Genomic DNA, 19,700 nt, shown 5'->3' on the forward strand with positions numbered 1-19,700 from the left:
CGGGCTCACGATTGATTCCCGGTACAGACCTCGTGTGCTGGTGGCGGACTGGCCCGGGCCAGTGGGGCATGACTCACCGACCAGCCGTCCGGCCGCATCGGCCCCGGACGATACCCGCACCCGACGTTGGCATTCGTCAGCCCGAGTGCGGCGAATGGAGTCCGCCGCGCGGAGGGGACGCCCCGATTTCAGGCCATGCTCATTACGTGTCGTCCCGAGGTGGGACGGCTGGACGAGGTCCGAAGGATCTTCGCATTCGGGTTGGATCTCCCATGAAATCTTCGCTCCCGCGATCTACGGAGCGTGGGCACGGGGTGGCACGGACATCAGCAACATCCGTATGACCTGCGAAGACGTGTCCATATGACAGCCAACCAAAATCGCTCTGCTTCTAAGAATGATCACTTCCGTGTAGGCATGGTCGAGGCGGCCCCAAACGACCTGGGGGCCGCCTCAATCGTGCTATTGGGGGTTCGTTCACCATGTCCAGACTCACTCGCCGTCAGGCCCTCGGGGCCGTCACCAGCGCTGCCGCGGGCGTTGCCCTGATCGGCGTGGCGACCGCTTCGGCGAACACCGCACCGGCAAAGGGCAAGGCCGCCCCACCCGCTGCCGGCGCGGGGCCCGCGCCCTTCGACGAGGTCTTTCGAGGCCGCCGCATCCAGGGCCTGCCCACTGAGACCGATGCCCATGCCCACGCCCACGCCGGGCACAGCGCCGGCTACCGCGTTCTGATCGACGGCCGCGAACTCCATGTGATGCAGCACGGAAAGAGCGGCTGGAGCAGCCCGATCAACCACTACGAGAGGTTCTCCTCCCCGCGCGAGGCCGCTCGCACCGCGGTCACCGCACTCAAGGGTGCGGCCGTCGTCCCCTTCGACCCCACCGTCTGAGCCGGAGAGCGCTGCCATGACCGTACGCAAGAACCAGGCGAACCTCACGACCGCCGAGAAGAAGGCATTTGTCGACGCCGTACTGGAGGTCAAGCGCCTCGGTGTGTACGACGAGTTCGTCGCCGCCCACCGTCTCCGGTTCGCATTGGATATGAACACCGGTATCTACGTGGGCCACTTCGGCCCCTCGTTCTTTCCCTGGCACCGGAAGTTCCTCATCGACTTCGAGTCGGAACTCCAGAAGGTCGACGCATCGGTGTCGATCCCCTACTGGGACTGGACCGCCGACAACACGGTCGGCTCCTCGCTCTGGGCACCGAACTTCCTCGGCGGTACCGGACGCGCCCTGGACGACCAGGTGATGGACGGCCCCTTCGCGTACTCCGCCGGCAAGTGGCCCATCACCATCCAGGTCGACACCCGCCCCTTCCTCGCCCGCAATCTCGCCTACCGGGTCCCCACCCTCCCGACCCGGGCCGAGGTCGACGCCGCACTTGCCATGCCCACCTATGACTCAGCGCCCTTCCGTGACGGCTCGGCGGGCTTCCGCTCCACGCTCGAAGGCTCGGCGGGCTATATGAGCATGCACAACCGAGTGCACACCTGGGTCTGGGGCCAAATGGAGTCGAGCGTCTCCCCGAACGACCCGGTGTTCTGGCTGCACCACTCGTTCGTCGACAAGCTCTGGGCCGAATGGCAGGCGCTGCACCCGAGCAGTGCCCACTACCTCCCGGCCGGAGGCACGCCCGATGTGATCGATCTGAACGAGACCATGCCGCCCTGGGCCAACACGACCCCGCAGAGCATGCTGGACCACACCCCGTTCTACACCTACGTCTGAGGTGTGGTCCCCGGGCCGCCGCTACGTTCGCGATGGGTGGGCAGGAATAGCCCCTTCAGACGATTCGGTGTGACCCGTTAGTGCCGGCCGGCGGTGGGCTGAAGCCCACCGCCGGCCGGCTGGATCGGCGTCGGGGATGGCTCTGCCGGCCTTGGCCCCGGTGTGCAGGTGGCCGAGGCGCAGGGGGGTGAGGCGTTCACCAGGAAGGCACCCGCAGGGATGCCGGGCGGACAACCCGAAATCGCTCGGTCAAGCACCCGGCCGCGTCCCCGGGCCCTCCGGAGGCTCGTTTTCGTCCCGCTGTCGGCTCTGATGTGCGGAGCCACCCATCTCATGAGGGGAGAGCCTCTCTCCTTCTGCCCCAAAGTCATCGTGCGCCCGGGGCGTCCCCTGGGCGGAGGCATTCCGTGGGCCTCGCGAGGGCTGCTCGTCCGGGCGCGGGGGGCGGCGCCGACCGTGCCTGCCCCGCCAGAACACCATTCCGATCAGAAGTCCGACGACCGCAACCCCGATCAGGAACGGACCGAGCCAGGCGACACCCTGCGTGTCCGCGGCGAGGCCCGTCCCGATGGTCGAGGCACCATCAATTGCTGTCAGAGGCATGATCACTCCCAAGTGCCGACTCATCAGCGCTGCTGAGCAGCCGACCATCGATACGGTCGAACCGCGACCCGGATGGGCTGCCCACGGGCCGCACCACCACGGTCTCTGACAACTGCGGCTGCCCGCCACCGCAGCGCCCACACCTGCGCGATTGAGCAGATTCACCCGGGGTGGGCCCCCGGCGGCAGCCGTCCGTGGGGCCCTGACCACCCTCTCGCCCCGCCCGCTGCGTGAAGACCCTCGGAGGGGGCATCCGGGATGCGTCCGGACGACAAGGGCTCATGCCCCGTCCGATGTCAGTTTCGGTACGAATGGCTGGGGCGGGAAGGCAGTGATGGTGCGGAGTGTGGGTGTCGAGGAGGAACTCCTCCTGGTGGACACGTCCAGCGGGGAGCCACGTGCATTGGCCACCGCCGTGCTGGCGGCTGCGTCACGCGAAGCGGACGGGGCCGAGGAAGAGGTCTTCGAGGCTGAGCTGCACCGGCAGCAGTTGGAGTTCGCCACCCGCCCGCAGACCGATATGGGCGAGCTGGCGCGGGAGATCGACCACTGCCGGGCCGAGGCAGCTCGCCATGCAGAGGGTCTCGGAGCCGCGGTTGCCGCGCTGGGAACATCACCACTGCCGGTCAGCCCCTCTTTGGGCTTCGGCGAACGGCACCGGTGGTTGGAGGAGCACTTCGGGTTGACCACGCAGGAGCAGCTCACCTGCGGCTGCCATGTGCATGTGTCGGTCGAGTCCGACGAGGAGGGCATCGGGGTCCTCGACCGAATCCGGCCCTGGTTGTCCGTACTGCTCGCGATCAGCGCGAACTCCCCGTTCTGGCAGGGCAAGGACAGCGGGTACAGCAGCTACCGGAGCCGGGTCTGGGGACGCTGGCCATCGGCGGGGCCGGCCGACCTCTTCGAATCCGCCGACCGGTACCACTCCCAGGTACGCGACATGATCGCCACGGGGACACTTCGTGACGAGGGGATGGTCTACTTCGACGCGCGCCTCTCCGCCTCGTACCCCACGGTCGAACTCCGGATCGCCGATGTCTGCCTCGATGCCTCCACCACCGTGCTCGTGGCAACCCTGGCCCGCGCCCTGGTAGAAACAGCCGCGCGCCAGTGGAGAGCGGGCGAGCCTCCCCTTCGGCACCGGGTGGAGCTACTGCGGCTGGCCGCCTGGCGCGCCGCCCGCTCCGGTCTGGAGGACCAGCTGCTCCATCCCCTGACCATGCGCCCGGCCCCGGCCACCACAGCGGTGCACGCCTTGTTCGACCACGTCCGCGAAGCGCTGGAGGACAGCCACGACATCCTGCCGGCGCAGGAAGGACTGGCCACGCTGCTGCGGACCGGCAGCGGCGCCCGGGCACAACGCGACTTGCTCGCCCGTACCGGCAGCCTGCAGGGCATGGTCACAGCCTGTGCCCGCAGGACCTCCCGATAGGCCAGGACTCCGGATGGACCAGGACCTCCCGATGGACAAGGCGATATCTCTCGCTCCCTTCGGGGAACCTGCTCATGGTGACCGGTGCCTGGGCGGACCCCGCTGGTGCCCCGGACCGTACTCACATCCAGCGGACAGCAGCGTCGGCGATGTGGCCGCAGACGGAAGGAAGACACCTCATGCCCGAGAACACAACGCCCGTCAATCCGGTGGACAAGCACCCGCGGCCCGAGTTCGCGCAGCAGGAGCAGTCACATCCGGGGTGGACGGGGCCGATGGACCCGCCGCCGGACCACGGCGAGGACACCTATCGGGGCTCTGGCGTGCTGAAGGGCCGCAAGGCGCTGATCACCGGAGGTGACTCCGGTATCGGCCGCGCGGTCGCCCTCGCCTACGCACGCGAAGGCGCCGACGTCCTCTTCACCTATCTGGCGGAGGAGGCCGACGAAGCACGCGAGACCGAACGCCTCGTCCAGGACGCCGGGCAGACCGCGGTCTCGGTCGAATGCGATATCCGGTACGAAGAGCAATGCCAGAACCTCATCGGAGGGGCCGTCTCGGAGTTCGGCCGGATCGACATCCTCGTCAACAACGCCGCCTACCAGATGTCCCAACCCGACGGCATCGCCCACATCACCACCGAACAGTTCGACCGGGTCGTGCGCACCAACCTGTACGGCATGTTCTGGCTCTCCAAACTGGCAATCCCCCACATGCCGGCAGGCGGCAGCATCATCAACACCACCTCCGTACAGGGCTACAAACCCAGCCCCCACCTGCTGGACTACGCCATGACCAAGGGAGCCATCACCACTTTCACCCAGGGCCTGGCGCAGATGCTCGCCAAGGACGGCATCCGCGTCAACGCCGTCGCCCCCGGCCCGGTCTGGACACCCCTCATCCCCGCCACCATGCCCGACACCACCGAATTCGGAAAACAGTCCCCCCTCGGCCGCCCGGCACAACCAGCCGAGATGGCACCGGCCTACGTCTTCCTCGCCTCCCCACAAGCCAGCTACATCACCGGCGAGATCGTCAACGCCACCGGCGGCACCCCACTCCCCTAACCGACCTGCCCCTACCGATGTCGACAGCCGTACGCACCGCGAACTCCTCGACGGCTGACAACCCGCGAGGTGTCCGTCCGGCGCACTTCGGGACGGGAGGCCGACGGGGGTGGTCCGCTCTAGGCTGGGCAGACGCCGGGGTGCACGATGTGTTCCGCCGAGTTGCTGGAGAGTCTTATGACAGTACGACACCGGCTGATCCGTAGGCCGCCTGCGGCGGTGTGGGCAGTGCTCGCCAACGGTTCCCGTTACGGCGAGTGGGTGGTCGGTCCGGACTCCTCGCGTCCGGCAGAAGGAGACTGGCCACAGATCGGTGCCAGCCTTGAGTACACCGTCCGACTCGGGCCCTGGGCCGGGAGCGGAAGGACGGTCGTCCGGGACATGAACCCACCGCACCGGATCGAACTGGAGGCCGAAAGCGGGCGGCTCGGCACCGCGCGCATCTCCATCGAGGTGCGTCCATGGGGCGAGAACTCCCTGGTCATCGTGGACGAGCATCCGTTGCGTGGGCTGGGTGGTCAGCTCCACAATCCGGCCTTCGACTTCCTGCTCCAGTTGCGCAATCGAAGGATGCTCAGCCGCCTCGCCGACGTCGTCGAGCAGACCTCCCGTCCTCCGGCCGAGCACCGCTGACCGGTCGGACCCACGGCGAGCAGGGACGCACGAAGGAGAGGAGACGACGATGCCGGATGCGGTGGTGATCGGTGCGGGGCCCAACGGGCTCGTCGCTGCCAACCTGTTGGCGGACGCCGGATGGAGTGTGGAAGTTCTGGAAGCGCAGCCGGAGCCCGGCGGGGCGGTGCGCAGCGACAGGGGCGTCCACCCGGACTTCGTGAGCGATGTGTTCAGTGCGTTCTATCCCCTGGCTGCCGCCTCGCCCGTCCTCGCGGGGCTAAATCTCCACACCTACGGCCTGCGGTGGGCCCATGCTCCCCGGGTGCTGGCCCACCCTCTGGCCGACGGCCGTTGTGCGGTCCTGGAACGTAAAACCGGCGACACGGCAGCGGGCCTGGACTCATTCGCCAACGGCGACGGTGCCGCCTGGCAGGAGCTGTGCGCGGTCTGGCGACGAATCGGACCCGACATCCTCGGCTCCCTATTCACTCCCTTCCCTCCGTTGCGCCCCGCTGTCCGTCTGGCCGCCCGGCTGCGTGGAGCCGGCGGACTTCGTCTCGCCCGCACCATGCTGCTGCCGGTACGCCGGTTGGGAGAGGAGGAGTTCAACGGTGAGGCGGGCCGACTGCTCCTCGCGGGCAACGCCCTCCATGCCGATCTCGCCCCTGAGGCGGCGGGCAGCGGTGGCTTCGGCTGGCTGATGTCCATGCTCGGCCAGACCTACGGCTTCCCCGTGCCCGTCGGCGGCGCCGGGGCCCTGACCGCGGCCCTGGTACGACGCCTGGAGGACCGTGGCGGCGCAGTGCGCTGCTCGGAACGGGTGGTCGAGATCGTGGTGCACGACGGCCGTGCCCGGGCGGTACGCACCGCGGGCGGGGAAACGGTACCCGCTGGCAGGGCAGTGCTCGCGGACGTGTCCGTACCGGCGCTCTATGGCGATCTGGTCGCCGAACACCACCTGCCGAGCCAACTCCTGGCGGATCTCCATCGGTTCCAATGGGACTTCGCCACCTTCAAGGTCGACTGGGCGTTGAACGGTCCCGTTCCGTGGACCGCCGAAGCAGCCCGGACGGCTGGCACCGTACACATCGCCGACGGCATGGACGACCTGACGCGCTTCGCGGCGCAACTCGCGATGGGACAGATCCCCGATCGCCCGTTCGCCCTGCTGGGCCAGATGACCACGGCCGACCCGACTCGTTCCCCCGCTGGTACGGAGTCCGCCTGGGCCTACACCCACGTCCCGCACCGCACCAAGGGCGATGCCGGGAACAGGAATCTCACCGGAGTGTGGAAGGAGGACGAGCAGGAGATCATGGCGGATCGGATCGAAGCACAGATCGAGCGGTACGCACCGGGCTTCAGGTCGCACATCGCCGCCCGTCGAATCCTCGCGCCACCCACCCTGGAATCGATGAACGCCAACCTGCACAACGGCGCGATCAACGGCGGCACCACAGCGCTCCACCAGCAGCTTCTCTTCCGCCCAGTCCCCGGCACGGGTCGACCCGAAACCCCCATCAGGGGCCTCTACCTCGCTTCCGCCGGCGCCCACCCGGGCGGCGGTGTCCACGGCGCACCCGGAGCCAACGCCGCCCGCGCGGCGCTCCGCAAACGGGCTCCCGGCGGTGTCCTCACCCGTACCCAGCGCGTACTCGCCCGCCGAGACCGCGGTGGCGACCCCGGTCAGGAGCCGAGCTCCCAGGCCGGCCCGTAACCGATGGTGGCACTCAGCGTGTCATGCAGTACCGGTAACTCCTCCGGTGCCGTAGGACGTGAGATCGTCCACCGCGGTGTCGGCCCCGACGACATCGCGACTCTTTTGGCCCACCGTATCGGCCCGTTTGCAGCATTTCCGCGAGCGCGACCGTTCGTTGTGTTCCGTGCGGGGTAGGGGATCGTTGTGAGCTTCGACAACACTGATCCCAAACCGGATCCGGGGGAGCCCGGCGGCGGAGTGCCTCCCGGGCAGACTCCGCCCGCCGAATCGAGTACGGGCTCGGGCACCGGCCCCCGCCAGGAAACAAGTCGCGGCTGGGCCAAGGGCCCTCTTCTGATCATCCTGGCCATCGCGGCTTGCTTCGCTGCGTTCTTCCTGGCCTACGCCATCATCCTCATGCTCTGAGCCGCGGCCGAAACGGGCGATGAGGGCTCCGCGCCTTCTCCCACGGAGAGCCCCCGGAGCAAGTGGCGCACAAGCGAGGGACCCCCGCGCCACTACGGCCTCATTAGCGTCCAGCGCGACCGTTGCGCAACACACTCTCTGGCCCTGACCTCGCGAACCGACGAGTCAGCGCGTAGCTGTCTCACTGCCGGCAACGCTTGCCGGTGTGCAGTTGATCCTGGGGAAGTCGGATTACGTCGACCTGGCCGGCCGGCGAATGGGTGGAATTGCGATGCTGCGGCTTCGGCTTCCGCAAGCCGGGCATGCGTGTGATGGCAGGTCCCCGAGCCGAGGAACGATAGCGCGATGACCGAGTACGAACGTTCACGCACGATGCCCGCACTCCCGGAGCATGTTTTTGACCAGGCGGCTGATGTCGACAGGCTGGGTGCCTGGCTGCCGCGGGATCTGCACGTGACCGCGGGGGACCTGCCCGCCGTCACCGTGCACGAGGACCGTACCGACGAGGACACGGCAGCGGTCCTGCGTGTCCAGAAGGAGCGGCTGCGGCTCGAATGGGGAACCCGCGAGCAAGGCGGCTACACCGGCTGGCTGCGGGTCTCGGAACACGACGGCGGTGCCAGCGAGGTGACCGTCCATCTGGCGTTCTTCGATGACAGCCACGACCCGGGCGAGCGGGCCGTTGAAGCCGCCCTCGACAGCAGCCTCAAGCGGCTGGAGGAACAGGTTCGGCTACGGGTCGACAACGCCGCTGGCTGACCTCAATCGACGGGCCGGCCGGCGCACATAGCCGCCGAGGATCTGCCGAGACTGGCAGCGCTCTGGTCCGGCCGGACTCTCCAAGAAGACCGCCGACGATCCACACAACGACTGAACCGTCCCGGACGGCTTCCTCGACTTCTACGAGCACGAACTCCGCACTCCTTTGCGGAAGCTAACCCCCGCCGCGTAGGCGCCCCGAGGTTATGGTCCAAGGGGCTGCATGTGCGCACCCCCGGGTGACGAGCGGGCAGCGTCTGCTGCACTCGGGCCAAGAGCCCAGGCCATGCTGATCAAGGGAGCGCCGGGGAGTCGATGGTGCCCTGATCAACCGGGACCGTGACGGTGCCCCGGCAGCCCTCCGTGGTGATCACGACCGTGTAGGGCCCGGCCGCTTCCGGCACCGAGCCCTCGGCGACTCTGAGTGCCTCCAGCGTCCGGTCCGCGCACCCGGCGGGAAGCTGGCGTGCAGCGGCCGTGCCGGCTCGGACTTGGACGGTCGCGTTGACGTATCGCTTCCAGGACGCGGTGCTCGACGGCTTCTCGTCCTTCTTGTCGTCCTCGTCGGCGGGCAGCACGGATGCGTAGAGCGCGGCGCCGACCAGGGTGCAGGCGGCGCCGAGCACGATCAGTTTGCGAGCCAGCCTGAAGTTGCCTCGCATGAGGAGCACGTTGGCCTCGGTGAGCACCAGTTGCCGGTGTCCGAGGTACTCCTGCATATCGGTGTTGCGCTGGGCGAGTTCCGCGGCTGCCGCGGGCATCTCCCTGGCAGCGATGGCACGTCTGCGGGCCGTTACGGAAGCGGCCTGGACTTCATGGTCAAGAGCAGCCAGGACGGCGGCCCGCAGGGCCTTCCCGGCCTTGTCGGACTTGGGATGGCCGATCGCATTCAGGCGTTCCTCCAGCGCCCTCACCGTCGTGACGTGGGCTTCGACGGCCTTGTCAAGTGCGGCCAGCCGCGCCCGATTGCCCGCTTCGGCCCTTGCACTGGTGAGCTGCCGTTCGTCGAATACACCCAGCTTTTCGATCAGCTTCTTGACCGTGGGGACGTTCGGGCCGAGGTGGGCCGCGGCCTCGTTCCCCTCCAGCATGTTCCGCAGCACCCAACAGGCGCTCTTCCTGGGCTTGAACACCCGCGTGCACCATTCCGGTTGGGGCGGGTCTTGGGGGTTCTCGATGGGCCTGATCGCCGACAGTTTCTCGGCCAGGATGCCCAGGCTCGTGACAACCGGTCCGAACACGGCGGTGGCCGCGACGACCGCGATCGCGATGCCCGCGGAGGCCAGTACCAGGCCCGCCCAGAGCCACCACCTATCGGATCCGTCCACCTGTCCGATGTTGGTGAAGGGCAGTGAGCCGAAGATCAGCAGGCCGAAGGCGGCGAAGACGCTCAGGATCCACATGCAGGTCTTCTGGTAGCTGTCCCGCACTTTGCCCGCGACACTGTTCAGGCCGCCGGGGTCCAGGCTCATGTCCGTGGCAACAGGCTGTTCGGTCAATGGCATCACGGACGAGGGAGATCCGTTGCCACCGTCGTCCGGCTTGGCACCGACCAGCTCTTCGACAGCGGTCTTGAGTGCCTTCACCACGGCTCCACTCACCTCGGTCATCGCCTCGCCTGTCTCTCACCCCCACACACCAGCCGGGCTCCATACCTTCCGCAGAACACCGATCCCGTCCCGCTCCCCCTCTCTGCGTCACCCCGATGCGCAGCGAACGGCCGGGCTCGTCGCCGGGGCGCACCGGCTTCCGTGGGTTGCTACTCGCCGACCGGGGGCTGTCGGTCCTGGAACTCTTCGAAGGCCGCTGCCTGTTTGGGTCCATGCATTCCTGACGCGCCTGCACGGCACTGTCCACAAGCCAAGAGCCAGGGACCCATGTTCGAAGTGGGATCGATCATTAATGTGACTATTAGTTGGTGTGCGTGGGCCGTTCGGGCTACGGGTAGGGCTGGGCCGTAGCTTTCGCACCAACCGAAAGGCCCAGCACGCATGGCCCAGCCCTTCGTCCTGCCTGACTTCTACATGCCGTATCCGGCCCGTCTCAATCCCCATGTCGAGGCTGCGCGAGCGCACACCCGGGACTGGGCGCGGGGCATGGGGATGCTGGAGGGCTCGGGAGTGTGGGAGGAGAGCGACCTCGAAGCACATGACTACGCGCTGCTGTGCGCCTACACCCATCCCGACTGCGACGCCGACGCACTGTCGCTCGTGACCGACTGGTACGTGTGGGTCTTCTTCTTCGACGACCACTTCCTGGAGATCTTCAAGCGGAGTCAGGACCGCGAGGGCGGCAAGGCGTACCTCGATCGCCTGCCCGCCTTCATGCCCATGGACCCGTCCGAGCCGGTGCCCGAGCCGACCAACCCCGTAGAGGCCGGCTTGGCCGATCTCTGGCGGCGCACGGTCCCCGGAATGTCGCCCGCATGGCGTGCCCGGTTCACCGAGTCCACCAAGAACCTGCTGAACGAGTCGATGTGGGAACTGTCCAACATCAATGAGGGACGGATCTCCAACCCCGTCGAGTACATCGAGATGCGCCGCAAGGTGGGCGGCGCACCCTGGTCGGCGGGGCTGGTGGAGTACGCGGCGGGCGCGGAGGTCCCCGATGCGGTGGCGCACTCGCGCCAACTGCGGGTACTGACCGACACGTTCGCCGACGCGGTGCACCTGCGCAATGACCTGTTCTCCTACCAGCGCGAGGTGGAGGACGAAGGCGAGCTCAGCAATGGGGTCCTCGTACTGGAGACCTTCCTCGATTGCACCACCCAGGAGGCGGCGGAGGCCGTCAACGACCTCCTCACCTCACGGCTCCACCAGTTCGAGAACACCGCAATCACCGAAGTGCCGGGACTCTGCCTGGAGAAGAGGCTCGACCCCCTGGAGTGCGCGGCCATCGCCGCCTACGTCAAGGGGCTTCAGGACTGGCAGTCAGGCGGTCAGGAGTGGCACATGCGCTCCAGCCGCTATATGAACGAGGGAGCCGTCGGGCCCAGGTCGATGTTCTCCGGCGTACTGGGGACTTCGGCCCTGGACATCACCACGCTGTTCGGGCGGCCTGCGACCGCCCGGCTGAGGTCGCTCACGCACGTCCCGCACCGACGCGTCGGAGCCTCGCTGCTCCCGGAGTTCGATCTGCCGTTCCCGCTCACACTGAGCCCGCACCATCAGGACGCGCTCGACAAGTCGGTGGCCTGGGCCGATCGGATGGGCCTGCTGGGCGAGATCTGGGACGGGCCGATGCTGCGCGGGTACGACTTCGCCCTGTGCTCGGCCGGCTTGGACCCGGATGCCACCGCGGAGGAGTTGGAACTCAGCGCCGAGTGGCTGACCTGGGGCACCTACGGCGACGACTACTACCCGATGATCTTCGGCCGTCCCCGCAATCTCATCGGCGCGAAGTTGAATCACGACAGGCTGCTGACCTGTATGCCGGTGGACGATCCCGCCGCGGCCACCGCCCTGGCGGTGAGTCCGATGGAGCGGTCCCTTGCAGACCTGTGGCGGCGTACGGCCGAGCCGATGAGCATCGACGCACGACACCAACTGCGCCGATCCATCGAGACGATGTTGGAGAGCTGGTTGTGGGAGCTGCACAACCAGGCCCAGCACCGGGTGCCCGACCCCGTGGACTATCTGGAGATGCGGCGCATCACCTTCGGTTCGGACCTGACGATGCTGCTGTCCAAACTGCGCCACGAAGGCCAACTCCCGGCGGAACTGCTGACCAGCGGAACGCTACGCAGTCTGGAGTACGCGGCCCAAGACTACGCCTGTCTGATCAACGACCTGTTCTCCTACCAGAAGGAGATCGAGGTCGAAGGGGAAGTGCACAACGCGGTGTTGGTGGTGCAGACCTTCTTCGGTTGCGACTACCCCTCGGCCGTCACGATCGTGGACGACCTCATGAAGGGGCGGATGCGCCAGTTCCTGCACATGAAGGAGCACGCACTCCCCCTGTTGTGTGACGACTTCGACCTGGACACGGCCGGGCGGGCTGCGCTCGACACCTATGTCCGGGAGATCGAGGACTGGCTCGCGGGGATCCTCAACTGGCACCGTTCCATCCGGCGCTACGAGGAAGGTGACGTCCACTCCGGGGCGGGCACCACACTGCTCGGTGCGCCGACGGGTCTGGGCACAACAGCGGCGCGCGTCGCCACCCTCCTCGCCCGCTGACCCACCACCGCGCCGTGGAGTCCGATCCACGGCGCGCTCCCGTCCGGCGCTCTTCGCGCCGGGCGGGCTTCAACCCTGCTGGAAGAGTTCGGCGGGCAGGGGCTTGAGCAGGGCATAGAGGTCGTCGGTGATCGGCCGGTCCCAACTGGCGATGGTGACGAGCACCTGATCACTGCGGTCGAACTGCACACAGGAGATCCGGCTCTCGGAGAGCTTGATCTTGCGCACGATCAGCAGGTTGTCGCCCTGCATCACCGGAACGTCCTCGGTGTCCACCACGACCACGGGCTCGTCGTTCTCCAGGGCGAGCAGCAGCTGGGCCACCTCGAACGGAACCTGGCCCTCCTCCAGCTCCCGGGCCGGTGAGCCCTGCGGGAGGTTGCCGATGATCATCGCGGGACCGCGTCCGCCGAAGAGGTCGTATCGCAGAAAGACACCCTGGCAGGTGCCGTCCGGTGCGGGAAGGAGGCCCGCACCGAGATTGCCGGGCCAGTCCCCCGGGTCCATGGCCAGGACATCGAAGTCCGGGCCCGCGGGTGTGGCGGCGCTGCGGCGGCGGAGGAAGGACATAGCGCCATGGTACGTGGCCGAAGAGGCCGAGAGGACCCCGAGCGGCGGGCCCGTGGTGCCGATCGGCCATCCCGGTCGAGTGTGCTGTACGACCTCCTGGTGGGACCACCGCCACAGCGTGCCTGAGCCCGCTGGAAGGCGGGTCAGTCGTCGTTCAGTATCCGTATGTCGGGCGTGTTCTCCCCAGGGGTGCTCGGGGGTGCGGCGAGAGAGTGTGCGAGACCCGCTTCGGAGGTGCCCATCTTGCGGTAGACGGCCGAGAGCAGTCTGCGTACTGCTTCCTCGTCGGTGTGGAGCGCAGCGGCCACGGCTGCCCTGTCGTGCCCCTGGGCGATGAGGGTGGCGGCCGTGCGCTCCCGTGCGGTGAGTGCGTCGCTCTCGATGGCGTGCAAGGAGCGGGGACGTAATCCGGCGACGGCCAGTTCGGTACGGGCTGTCGCCGCGAGCGCATCGGCGCCGCAGTGGCCGGCGATCTCCAGGCCCCGTTGGAGGTGGGTGGCTACGGTCTGGTGGCGGACCGATCTGCGCTGTTGGGAGCCGAGGGCGATCAGCGCCCTGGCGAGTTCGTACGCTGCCGGGGAGCCCTCCAGTTGGAGGACGGACTCCTCCAGGAATGCGAGGCGTTCACTACCGCCCGTCACCTCGGCGGCCACGCGGAGCGCCATGCCGACACCGGATGGGGCGCCGTAGCGTCGGGCTCGTTCGACCGCGTCGAGGGCGGTCAACCTGGCGCGTTCCGGTGCGTGGTGTGCTTCTGCGAGCGCGAGGTGGAGTTGCCAGGGGCACCAGGCGGGGTTGCGCATGCCCCGGGCGTCGAGGCGGCGACCCACGGCGGCCAGCTCCGCGGCGGCTTCCTTGGTGCGTCCCTGAGCGAGGAGGAGTTCGCCGTACACGGTTTGTGAGTCCGGGAACGTCACAGCGGCCGGGAAGGGATCGCCGAAGTGGTGGTCGTGGGCGACCTTGGCGGCTTCCTCGATGCAACCGCGTGCAAGGAGCACCTCGACGAGTGTTCCCACCGCGTACCACTCCGCCGGGGTGCGCGGCCCCACCCGTTCCGCCAGGCGCAGCCCGGCCCGGCTGAAGTCCTCGGCTTCCGCGAGACGCCCCCTGCGGAAGCGAATGTAGGCGAGGAGGGTGTACGCGAAGGAGAGGTGTGCCCCGCGCCATCCTTGACGTTCGAATTCGGCGGTGCCCGCCGCGAACAGTTCCTCGGCGCGCCCCGGGAGGTCGGCGAAGAGGAAGGTGAGGGCCACCAGCGCGGGCACTTCGAACCCCCGGTCCTCCACCGCCCAGCCCAGACCGCCCTTGAGTGCGCGTTCGGCGTGGTGGAGGGCCACGGGGGCGGGTTCGCCCCGCAGGGTGGCGTCCCAGGCCCTCAGTCCGATGATGTAGCGCTCGGTGAGATCGCGTCCGGTGAGCCGATCTGCGAGCTTCGCCAGCCGGCGCGAACGGGCGGGGGATTCGGGCTCCTCGGCCCGGAACGCGTCCCACATGAACTTCTCGGCCCGCATGCGCAGCCGGGTGCGCGGGTCGCTGGTGAGCCGGGCTTCTCGGGCGAGGATCTCGGACGCTTCACCGATCCGGTCGGAGTGCGCGAGCACCTGCGAGAGCCGGTAGACGATCCCCTGGCGCAGTGCCGGGTCCGCGATCGGTTCGTCGAGAGCTGCCCGCAGATGGTTCACCGTGGTCGCGGGTTCGGTGAGGAGCGAGGAGCAGCCAAGTTCGTAAAGGACGGCGGCCCGTTCCTGAGGGGGCGGGGGTTCCCGGAGGGCTCGGGCCAGTTGCCGTCGGGCCGCCTCGGGGGCTCCGGCCCGGAGGGTCTCGCGGGCGGCCTCCCGCAGTTGCTGGACCACCCACGGGTCGCCTTCGGGGTGGGTTTCCAGGAGGTGGCGGGCGGCAGCCGCAGATCCGAGGCCGGCATCGACCACGCACCAGGCGGCCTGGCCGTGGAGGGCGACGCGTACCCCGTCGGGGATGGCTCGGTAGACGGCGGTGGCGATCAGCGGATGGACGAATTCCAGGGTCTCGGTGCCGGTCAGGACCCTGGCGTCTCGGAGCCGGTCGGCGGCGTCTGCGGCTGCTTCGGTGCCGAGACCGGCCACGGCGGCGGCGAGGGCGGGTGGGATCTCCGTGCCAAGCACGGCACCGGCCCAGGCGAAGCGAACCGTGGAGGGGCCGAGGCGTTCCAGCCGGGCGATGAGTCCGCTGCCCTTGACTGCGGCTGCGAGATCACGGAGGAGGCGGGCTCCGGATGCAGTGGGTGTGATGCCGCGGTCGCGTACCTTGGCGATGAGTTCGATGGCTTCGAAGGGGTTGCCCGCGGTCACCGCCCAGCATTCGCGGCAGAAGGTCTCATCGGCGTGGGTGCCGAGCCATTCGCGTACCAACCGGGCCACGGCGGAGACCGTCAGGGGCTCCAGGTCTATCGGTCTCTGTCCGGCTCGTCCCGGTAGATGGCGGAACTGGTCTGCGTGGTCGGGCAGTTCTTCCGGGCGGTAGGCGACCACGAGGAGCATGGGAAGGTCCTCGGCCCGAGGGGCGAAGGAGGCAAGCCAGCTCAGGGACTCGGGGTCGGCCCAGTGGGCGTCGTCGAGGACGAGGACGAGCGGTGCCTTCTGGAGCGCCAGATGGGTGAGGACCCAGTCGAGGCCGTCACGCAGTCCTTGGGGGTCCGGTGGCGAGCCCGCCTCTGCGGTGCAGAGTCCGAGGGCCGGGCCGACGATGCCGTACCAACTGCCCAGGCGCATGCGCAGCGCGGCCTCGGACGCACCTGCGAGCTGCGGTTGTATCAGCTGGCGAGCGACGTGGAACGCGACCTGTTGCTCCTGCTCCCCACCGCGGGCGGACAGTACGGTGCACCCTTGGGCGGTGGCGCGGCGGCGGACCTCGGTGAGCAGCGTCGTCTTGCCGAGACCCGCGTGTCCGGCGAAGGCGAGCAGGGCCCCGCGCGGGTGTCCGGTGCCACCGTCAGGGGGGATGCCTATGAGTTCGTCCAGCGCCTCGTCGGCGGCGGCCAACTCCGCTTCGCGCTCGAAGAGTCGGCGCCTCACCGCGCCAACACGTCGCGTCATGCAAACCCCCATGACCAGGCGTGCACCCGGCATGATGCGGGGGCTGCCGGGACAGACGTCCTTGAGGAACATCAGCGTACGCCAGCGGGCGGGTTCAGGGACCTCCCCCGGCAGAAATGGGCTGCTGGGAAAGGGTTTCCCGGCACGGTGTGCCCCGGGCGCGGGGTACTGCGTCGTCCGAGCGGTCCGGTGGGAGGGGGTCCGCCCGTCCCTGCGTTCGTTGTCGCGTCTGTGCGGTCGTTGTCGCGTCCGTGCGGCGGCAGCGAGGGGCGACCGCGGAGAGGAGACGGGCAACACAACGGGGCCCGGATGGGAGGCGAGCGTCGTGTCCCGTATCGGTACCCTGCGGAGGTGGATGCGTCGTCGACACAGTGGGTCAATAGCTTCAGCTCGTTGCGCCAATGGGCCAGGGGCGGCGAGCGAGCTCCGCATAAACCCCTGTTGTTGCTGTACGCGTTGGCCCGATTCCAGCGCGGCGCTGCGGAGTCGCTGCGGTACTCGGAGGTGGAATCGGATCTGCGCCGGTTGCTGGCCGAGTTCGGTCCGGCACGACGCACCACCCCCGCGTATCCGTTCCACCATCTCCAGAGCGACGGACTATGGGTGGTGCGCACCGACAGCGGTGAAGGTAGCCCCGGTACCGGGGAGCGGGCTCTGAGGGAGAGCGGGGCCGCAGGTCGACTGGCACCCGAACTCAGGGCGGCACTGGCGGCCGACCCCGAACTGGTGCACCGTTTGGTGGGCGTCCTGCTTGAGCGGCATTTCGCTCCGTCGTTGTACGAGGACATCGTGGCTGCCACCGGGTGGGAGCCCGCAGGGCCGCTGGTGCACGGGGACGATGCGTTCGGTGTGGCGTACACCCTCGGGATGCGGCAACTGCGCCACGGGGCCGGCGCCATGCGTACACGCGTCCTGGACGCCTACGGCGGGCGATGCGCGTTCTGCGGGTTCGACGGTCGGATCGGTGAGCGGCCGGTTGGCCTGGAGGCCGCCCATGTGCGCTGGTGGGCGTTCGACGGACCGAACGACGTGTCCAACGGACTGTGTCTGTGCACGCTGCACCATCGGCTCTTCGACAAGGGGGTACTCGGCCTCTCCGCGGAGCTTCGCATCATCGTCTCCCAACGCTTCGCGGGACACAGCGAGGCCGCCCGTACCCAGGTCCTCGACCTCGCGGGGCGGTCGCTCAACGGCCCGGGCGACCACACGGCCGTGGTCGCTCCCGCCCATGTCCGGTGGCACACCGCGCAGGTCTACCAAGGGTGAGCCGGCCGGGACGCCACTTCGCGTCGGTGGTGGCCTGGGAGGGAACCCGGCGTTCCGGGCAGGAGGATGTTGGTGCGACTAGGGCGCGAGCAGCCTCGGCGGATCCAGCGAACGCCTTCGGGCGGGCACTCGGTGGAACGCACCCCCCATCTGCGGCCGAAATTCATCTCCTGCGGCAGCTGGATCGCCGAGCGGCTGCTAACGGGCACGTACCTTGCCGGGACACATCCTCCTCGACCGGTCGCCCGGGCACGGTGACCAAGCACGGTCCTGAACAGGGCGAAGTCGCCAAGCTTGGGCACAGAGCTGTCGGCACCCACTGCCTACCAGGACTCGGCCTGGTCAAAGCCGTCGACCAGGCCAGGACCACGACCACGAGGTATCACGGGACCGGGCAGCAGGAGCGCGTGGCGAGCGGTTGCCACTACTCGTCCGCTGATGGCCTCGCACGGTGGACCCGCAGAAGTTGCTGACGCCCCGGCCATCCGTCCCGCTCGATGAGGTCGACGTCGAAACCGAGTTCCCCGAGGGTCCGGGCTATCAGGTTCAGCCGTTCCCGACGATGTTCCGCGGCACCGGGAGGGTCCGGTTTACTCCCCGACGACCTGCGGAGCTCGGCAGGGGGGTAGTACGTGACCTCCACACAGAGCTCGACCCCGGCCGGCCATGTCTCGGGGTGGGTGGCCTCGACCGCACAGAACCCGCCCCGAAAAAGGCCCTTCCGCTCCGCACGCGACGGGGTCAGCCCCGTGTCCTCCAGCACCCGGGCTACCTCGGTGGCACCTTCGTAGTAGTCGAACCCCTCGGGTACGGGACTACTGGGCGCTTTGGGTGCGGCCTCTACCGACGGAACGGCCGAAAGAGGGTGGGCGCGACCGTGGTTGCGCTTGGTCATGCTTCATCCTCCCTCTCCCTGACCACCGCCACTGCCGTTTTCCGGACAGGTCCCACTGTAGTGATGGTCTGGTGTGGCCCGTTCGAACGCGATCCCTTCATGGGGAACCGCCCTGGGGCTCCGGCATGGGGGCCGGAGGGAGGGCAGGCGGCCACCATCAGGGCAGGTTTCATAAGTGATCGTTGACGCACAAGAGTTGATCGTATGGTCCGACGGCGTGCCTTCGCACACGAGAAGGGTAATTGCCATCCCTCTCCTGCGTCCTTGGGCTATGGGGCTCCTCCCTCGTGACCGGGCGGCGGGGTGGGGGCTCGCTCCGCGGCCCCCGCGTAGGGGCAAGGGGTCGACTCTGGGCGGACAGGGGCAGCTCTGGGTCCGCGCCGGAGGCCGGGGCAGGGCGGGTTGGGTTGGGTTGGGCCTGGGTCGCGTCGCACCGGAGCAGGACAGAAATGCCCAACGTTGGGTGGCTACTTGCCGGCGAATCCCGTGCGCCACGTGGGGTGTTCGGGGCGCCAGCCACGGGAGCGGGCCAGGTGGTGCGTGGCACCTCGGGCCCATGGCTGCCGTCCGGGCACGGGGGTTGGCGCGGGCACTCCGAGGGAGGCGGCCAGCAGCGGGAGCCACTCGCGGGCCTCGGCCGGTTCATCGTCCACGATGTTGACCGGTCCGCCAGGCCAGTCGACGGCGGCCACCGCCGCACGGGCCGCATCGGCGACATGGAGGAACGAACTGATGGAGCGGTCGGCTTCAACGCTGCCCAGAAAACGGGCGGTCGGGTCACCGGACAAGGCGGCGGCTACGGGGCCGTCGGGCGCGTACCACGTGCCAGGGCCGTAGAGGATTCCGTAGCGCAGCACAACCGCCGTACCGAGTTCTGCCACCGTCTCCTCAAGAGCCCTGACGCCGGCCACCATGCCCCCGCGGGGCTGCTCGGCGCTGTGGTCGAGGGGCACGGACTCATCCGCGGGGGCCTCTCCGGGGGCGTAAGCCCAGGCGATGGACTGGGCGACGATGCGCTGTACGCCAGCGGCGCGCGCTGCATCCACGAGATGACGGGTGCCGAGGACACGCAGTCGACTGTTGGCAGCGCCATCGACACCTGAGAGATCGGTCAACTGATGCATGACCACGTCGGGTTGGGCTGCCACGAGGGCCCGGCGGAGCCCTGGGCTGTCCAGAGCGTCGACGGCTACGGCTGCCGCTCCCTGTCGTCGGATCCGTTCGACCCCGGCCGAGGTCCTTGAGATGCCGGTGACCTCGTGCCCGGCGTCCAGAAGCATCGGGAGGAGGAGCCGGCCGACTGCTCCGGTGGCGCCCGCGACGAAGATTCGCATGAGGTATTCGTTTCTTGGGTGGTGGGTGGGGGGCTGGTGGTGGGGTCCAGG

The 19,700-nt window shown here is 68.5% G+C and carries 16 protein-coding genes; 10 read left to right on the forward strand and 6 right to left on the reverse strand.

Features of this window, described 5'->3' with window-relative positions:
• Positions 1-482 precede the first annotated feature (482 nt).
• Both melC1 and OID54_RS02470 read left to right on the forward strand, forming a co-directional pair.
• Positions 483-893, forward strand: coding sequence for an apotyrosinase chaperone MelC1 (gene melC1, locus OID54_RS02465; protein ID WP_329013225.1), 411 nt, complete (start codon positions 483-485; stop codon positions 891-893).
• 16 nt (positions 894-909) lie between these two features.
• Positions 910-1,734: a tyrosinase family protein gene (locus OID54_RS02470; RefSeq protein ID WP_329013228.1), complete on the forward strand. Its 825-nt coding sequence runs from the start codon at positions 910-912 to the stop codon at positions 1,732-1,734.
• A 249-nt stretch (positions 1,735-1,983) separates the two neighbouring features.
• On the opposite strand, the gene OID54_RS02475 is transcribed toward OID54_RS02470, so the two are convergent.
• A complete protein-coding gene (locus OID54_RS02475; protein ID WP_329013231.1) occupies positions 1,984-2,385 on the reverse strand; it encodes a DUF6479 family protein in 402 nt (133 codons plus the stop codon).
• A 289-nt stretch (positions 2,386-2,674) separates the two neighbouring features.
• Here OID54_RS02475 and OID54_RS02480 point away from each other — a divergent pair, with 289 nt between their 5' ends.
• The 6 genes from OID54_RS02480 (at position 2,675) to OID54_RS02505 (ending at position 8,335) form a co-directional block, all read left to right on the forward strand.
• On the forward strand, positions 2,675-3,769 hold the full coding sequence (locus OID54_RS02480; RefSeq protein WP_329027221.1) for a glutamate--cysteine ligase 2: 1,095 nt from the start codon (positions 2,675-2,677) through the stop codon (positions 3,767-3,769).
• 179 nt (positions 3,770-3,948) lie between these two features.
• Positions 3,949-4,836: an SDR family oxidoreductase gene (locus OID54_RS02485; protein ID WP_329013234.1), complete on the forward strand. Its 888-nt coding sequence runs from the start codon at positions 3,949-3,951 to the stop codon at positions 4,834-4,836.
• 177 nt (positions 4,837-5,013) lie between these two features.
• The gene (locus OID54_RS02490) at positions 5,014-5,469 is read left to right on the forward strand and encodes an SRPBCC family protein (RefSeq protein ID WP_329013237.1); all 456 of its coding nucleotides are present in this window, start codon (positions 5,014-5,016) and stop codon (positions 5,467-5,469) included.
• Between the two features lie 49 nt (positions 5,470-5,518).
• Positions 5,519-7,168 (forward strand): phytoene desaturase family protein, encoded by a 1,650-nt coding sequence (locus OID54_RS02495; protein WP_329013240.1) that lies wholly within the window; start codon positions 5,519-5,521, stop codon positions 7,166-7,168.
• A 186-nt stretch (positions 7,169-7,354) separates the two neighbouring features.
• Positions 7,355-7,576 carry a DUF6480 family protein gene (locus tag OID54_RS02500; RefSeq protein WP_329013243.1) on the forward strand — a complete coding sequence of 74 codons (222 nt, stop codon included), beginning with the start codon at positions 7,355-7,357 and terminating at the stop codon, positions 7,574-7,576.
• Positions 7,577-7,921: 345 nt separating this feature from the next.
• Positions 7,922-8,335: an SRPBCC family protein gene (locus OID54_RS02505; protein WP_329013246.1), complete on the forward strand. Its 414-nt coding sequence runs from the start codon at positions 7,922-7,924 to the stop codon at positions 8,333-8,335.
• Positions 8,336-8,628: 293 nt separating this feature from the next.
• Here the strand turns inward: OID54_RS02505 and OID54_RS02510 are convergent, their stop codons facing one another.
• Positions 8,629-9,945, reverse strand: a complete 1,317-nt coding sequence (locus OID54_RS02510; RefSeq protein ID WP_329013249.1) for a hypothetical protein — start codon at positions 9,943-9,945, stop codon at positions 8,629-8,631.
• 381 nt (positions 9,946-10,326) lie between these two features.
• Here OID54_RS02510 and OID54_RS02515 point away from each other — a divergent pair, with 381 nt between their 5' ends.
• Positions 10,327-12,513, forward strand: coding sequence for a terpene synthase family protein (locus tag OID54_RS02515; protein ID WP_329013251.1), 2,187 nt, complete (start codon positions 10,327-10,329; stop codon positions 12,511-12,513).
• Between the two features lie 69 nt (positions 12,514-12,582).
• Here the strand turns inward: OID54_RS02515 and OID54_RS02520 are convergent, their stop codons facing one another.
• The gene (locus OID54_RS02520; protein ID WP_329013254.1) at positions 12,583-13,083 is read right to left on the reverse strand and encodes a hypothetical protein; all 501 of its coding nucleotides are present in this window, start codon (positions 13,081-13,083) and stop codon (positions 12,583-12,585) included.
• Between the two features lie 143 nt (positions 13,084-13,226).
• Positions 13,227-16,154 carry an ATP-binding protein gene (locus tag OID54_RS02525; protein WP_329013257.1) on the reverse strand — a complete coding sequence of 976 codons (2,928 nt, stop codon included), beginning with the start codon at positions 16,152-16,154 and terminating at the stop codon, positions 13,227-13,229.
• Between the two features lie 351 nt (positions 16,155-16,505).
• On the opposite strand from OID54_RS02525, the gene OID54_RS02530 reads away from it, so the two are divergent.
• The gene (locus OID54_RS02530; protein WP_329013260.1) at positions 16,506-17,420 is read left to right on the forward strand and encodes a phosphorothioated DNA-binding restriction endonuclease; all 915 of its coding nucleotides are present in this window, start codon (positions 16,506-16,508) and stop codon (positions 17,418-17,420) included.
• Between the two features lie 424 nt (positions 17,421-17,844).
• Here OID54_RS02530 and OID54_RS02535 read toward each other — a convergent pair whose 3' ends face one another.
• The gene (locus OID54_RS02535) at positions 17,845-18,315 is read right to left on the reverse strand and encodes a hypothetical protein (protein WP_329013263.1); all 471 of its coding nucleotides are present in this window, start codon (positions 18,313-18,315) and stop codon (positions 17,845-17,847) included.
• Positions 18,316-18,782: 467 nt separating this feature from the next.
• On the reverse strand, positions 18,783-19,649 hold the full coding sequence (locus OID54_RS02540) for an NAD-dependent epimerase/dehydratase family protein (protein ID WP_329013266.1): 867 nt from the start codon (positions 19,647-19,649) through the stop codon (positions 18,783-18,785).
• Positions 19,650-19,700: the final 51 nt, after the last annotated feature.

It is taken from the genome of Streptomyces sp. NBC_00690 (genome assembly GCF_036226685.1).
In the GTDB taxonomy this organism is placed as follows: domain Bacteria; phylum Actinomycetota; class Actinomycetes; order Streptomycetales; family Streptomycetaceae; genus Streptomyces.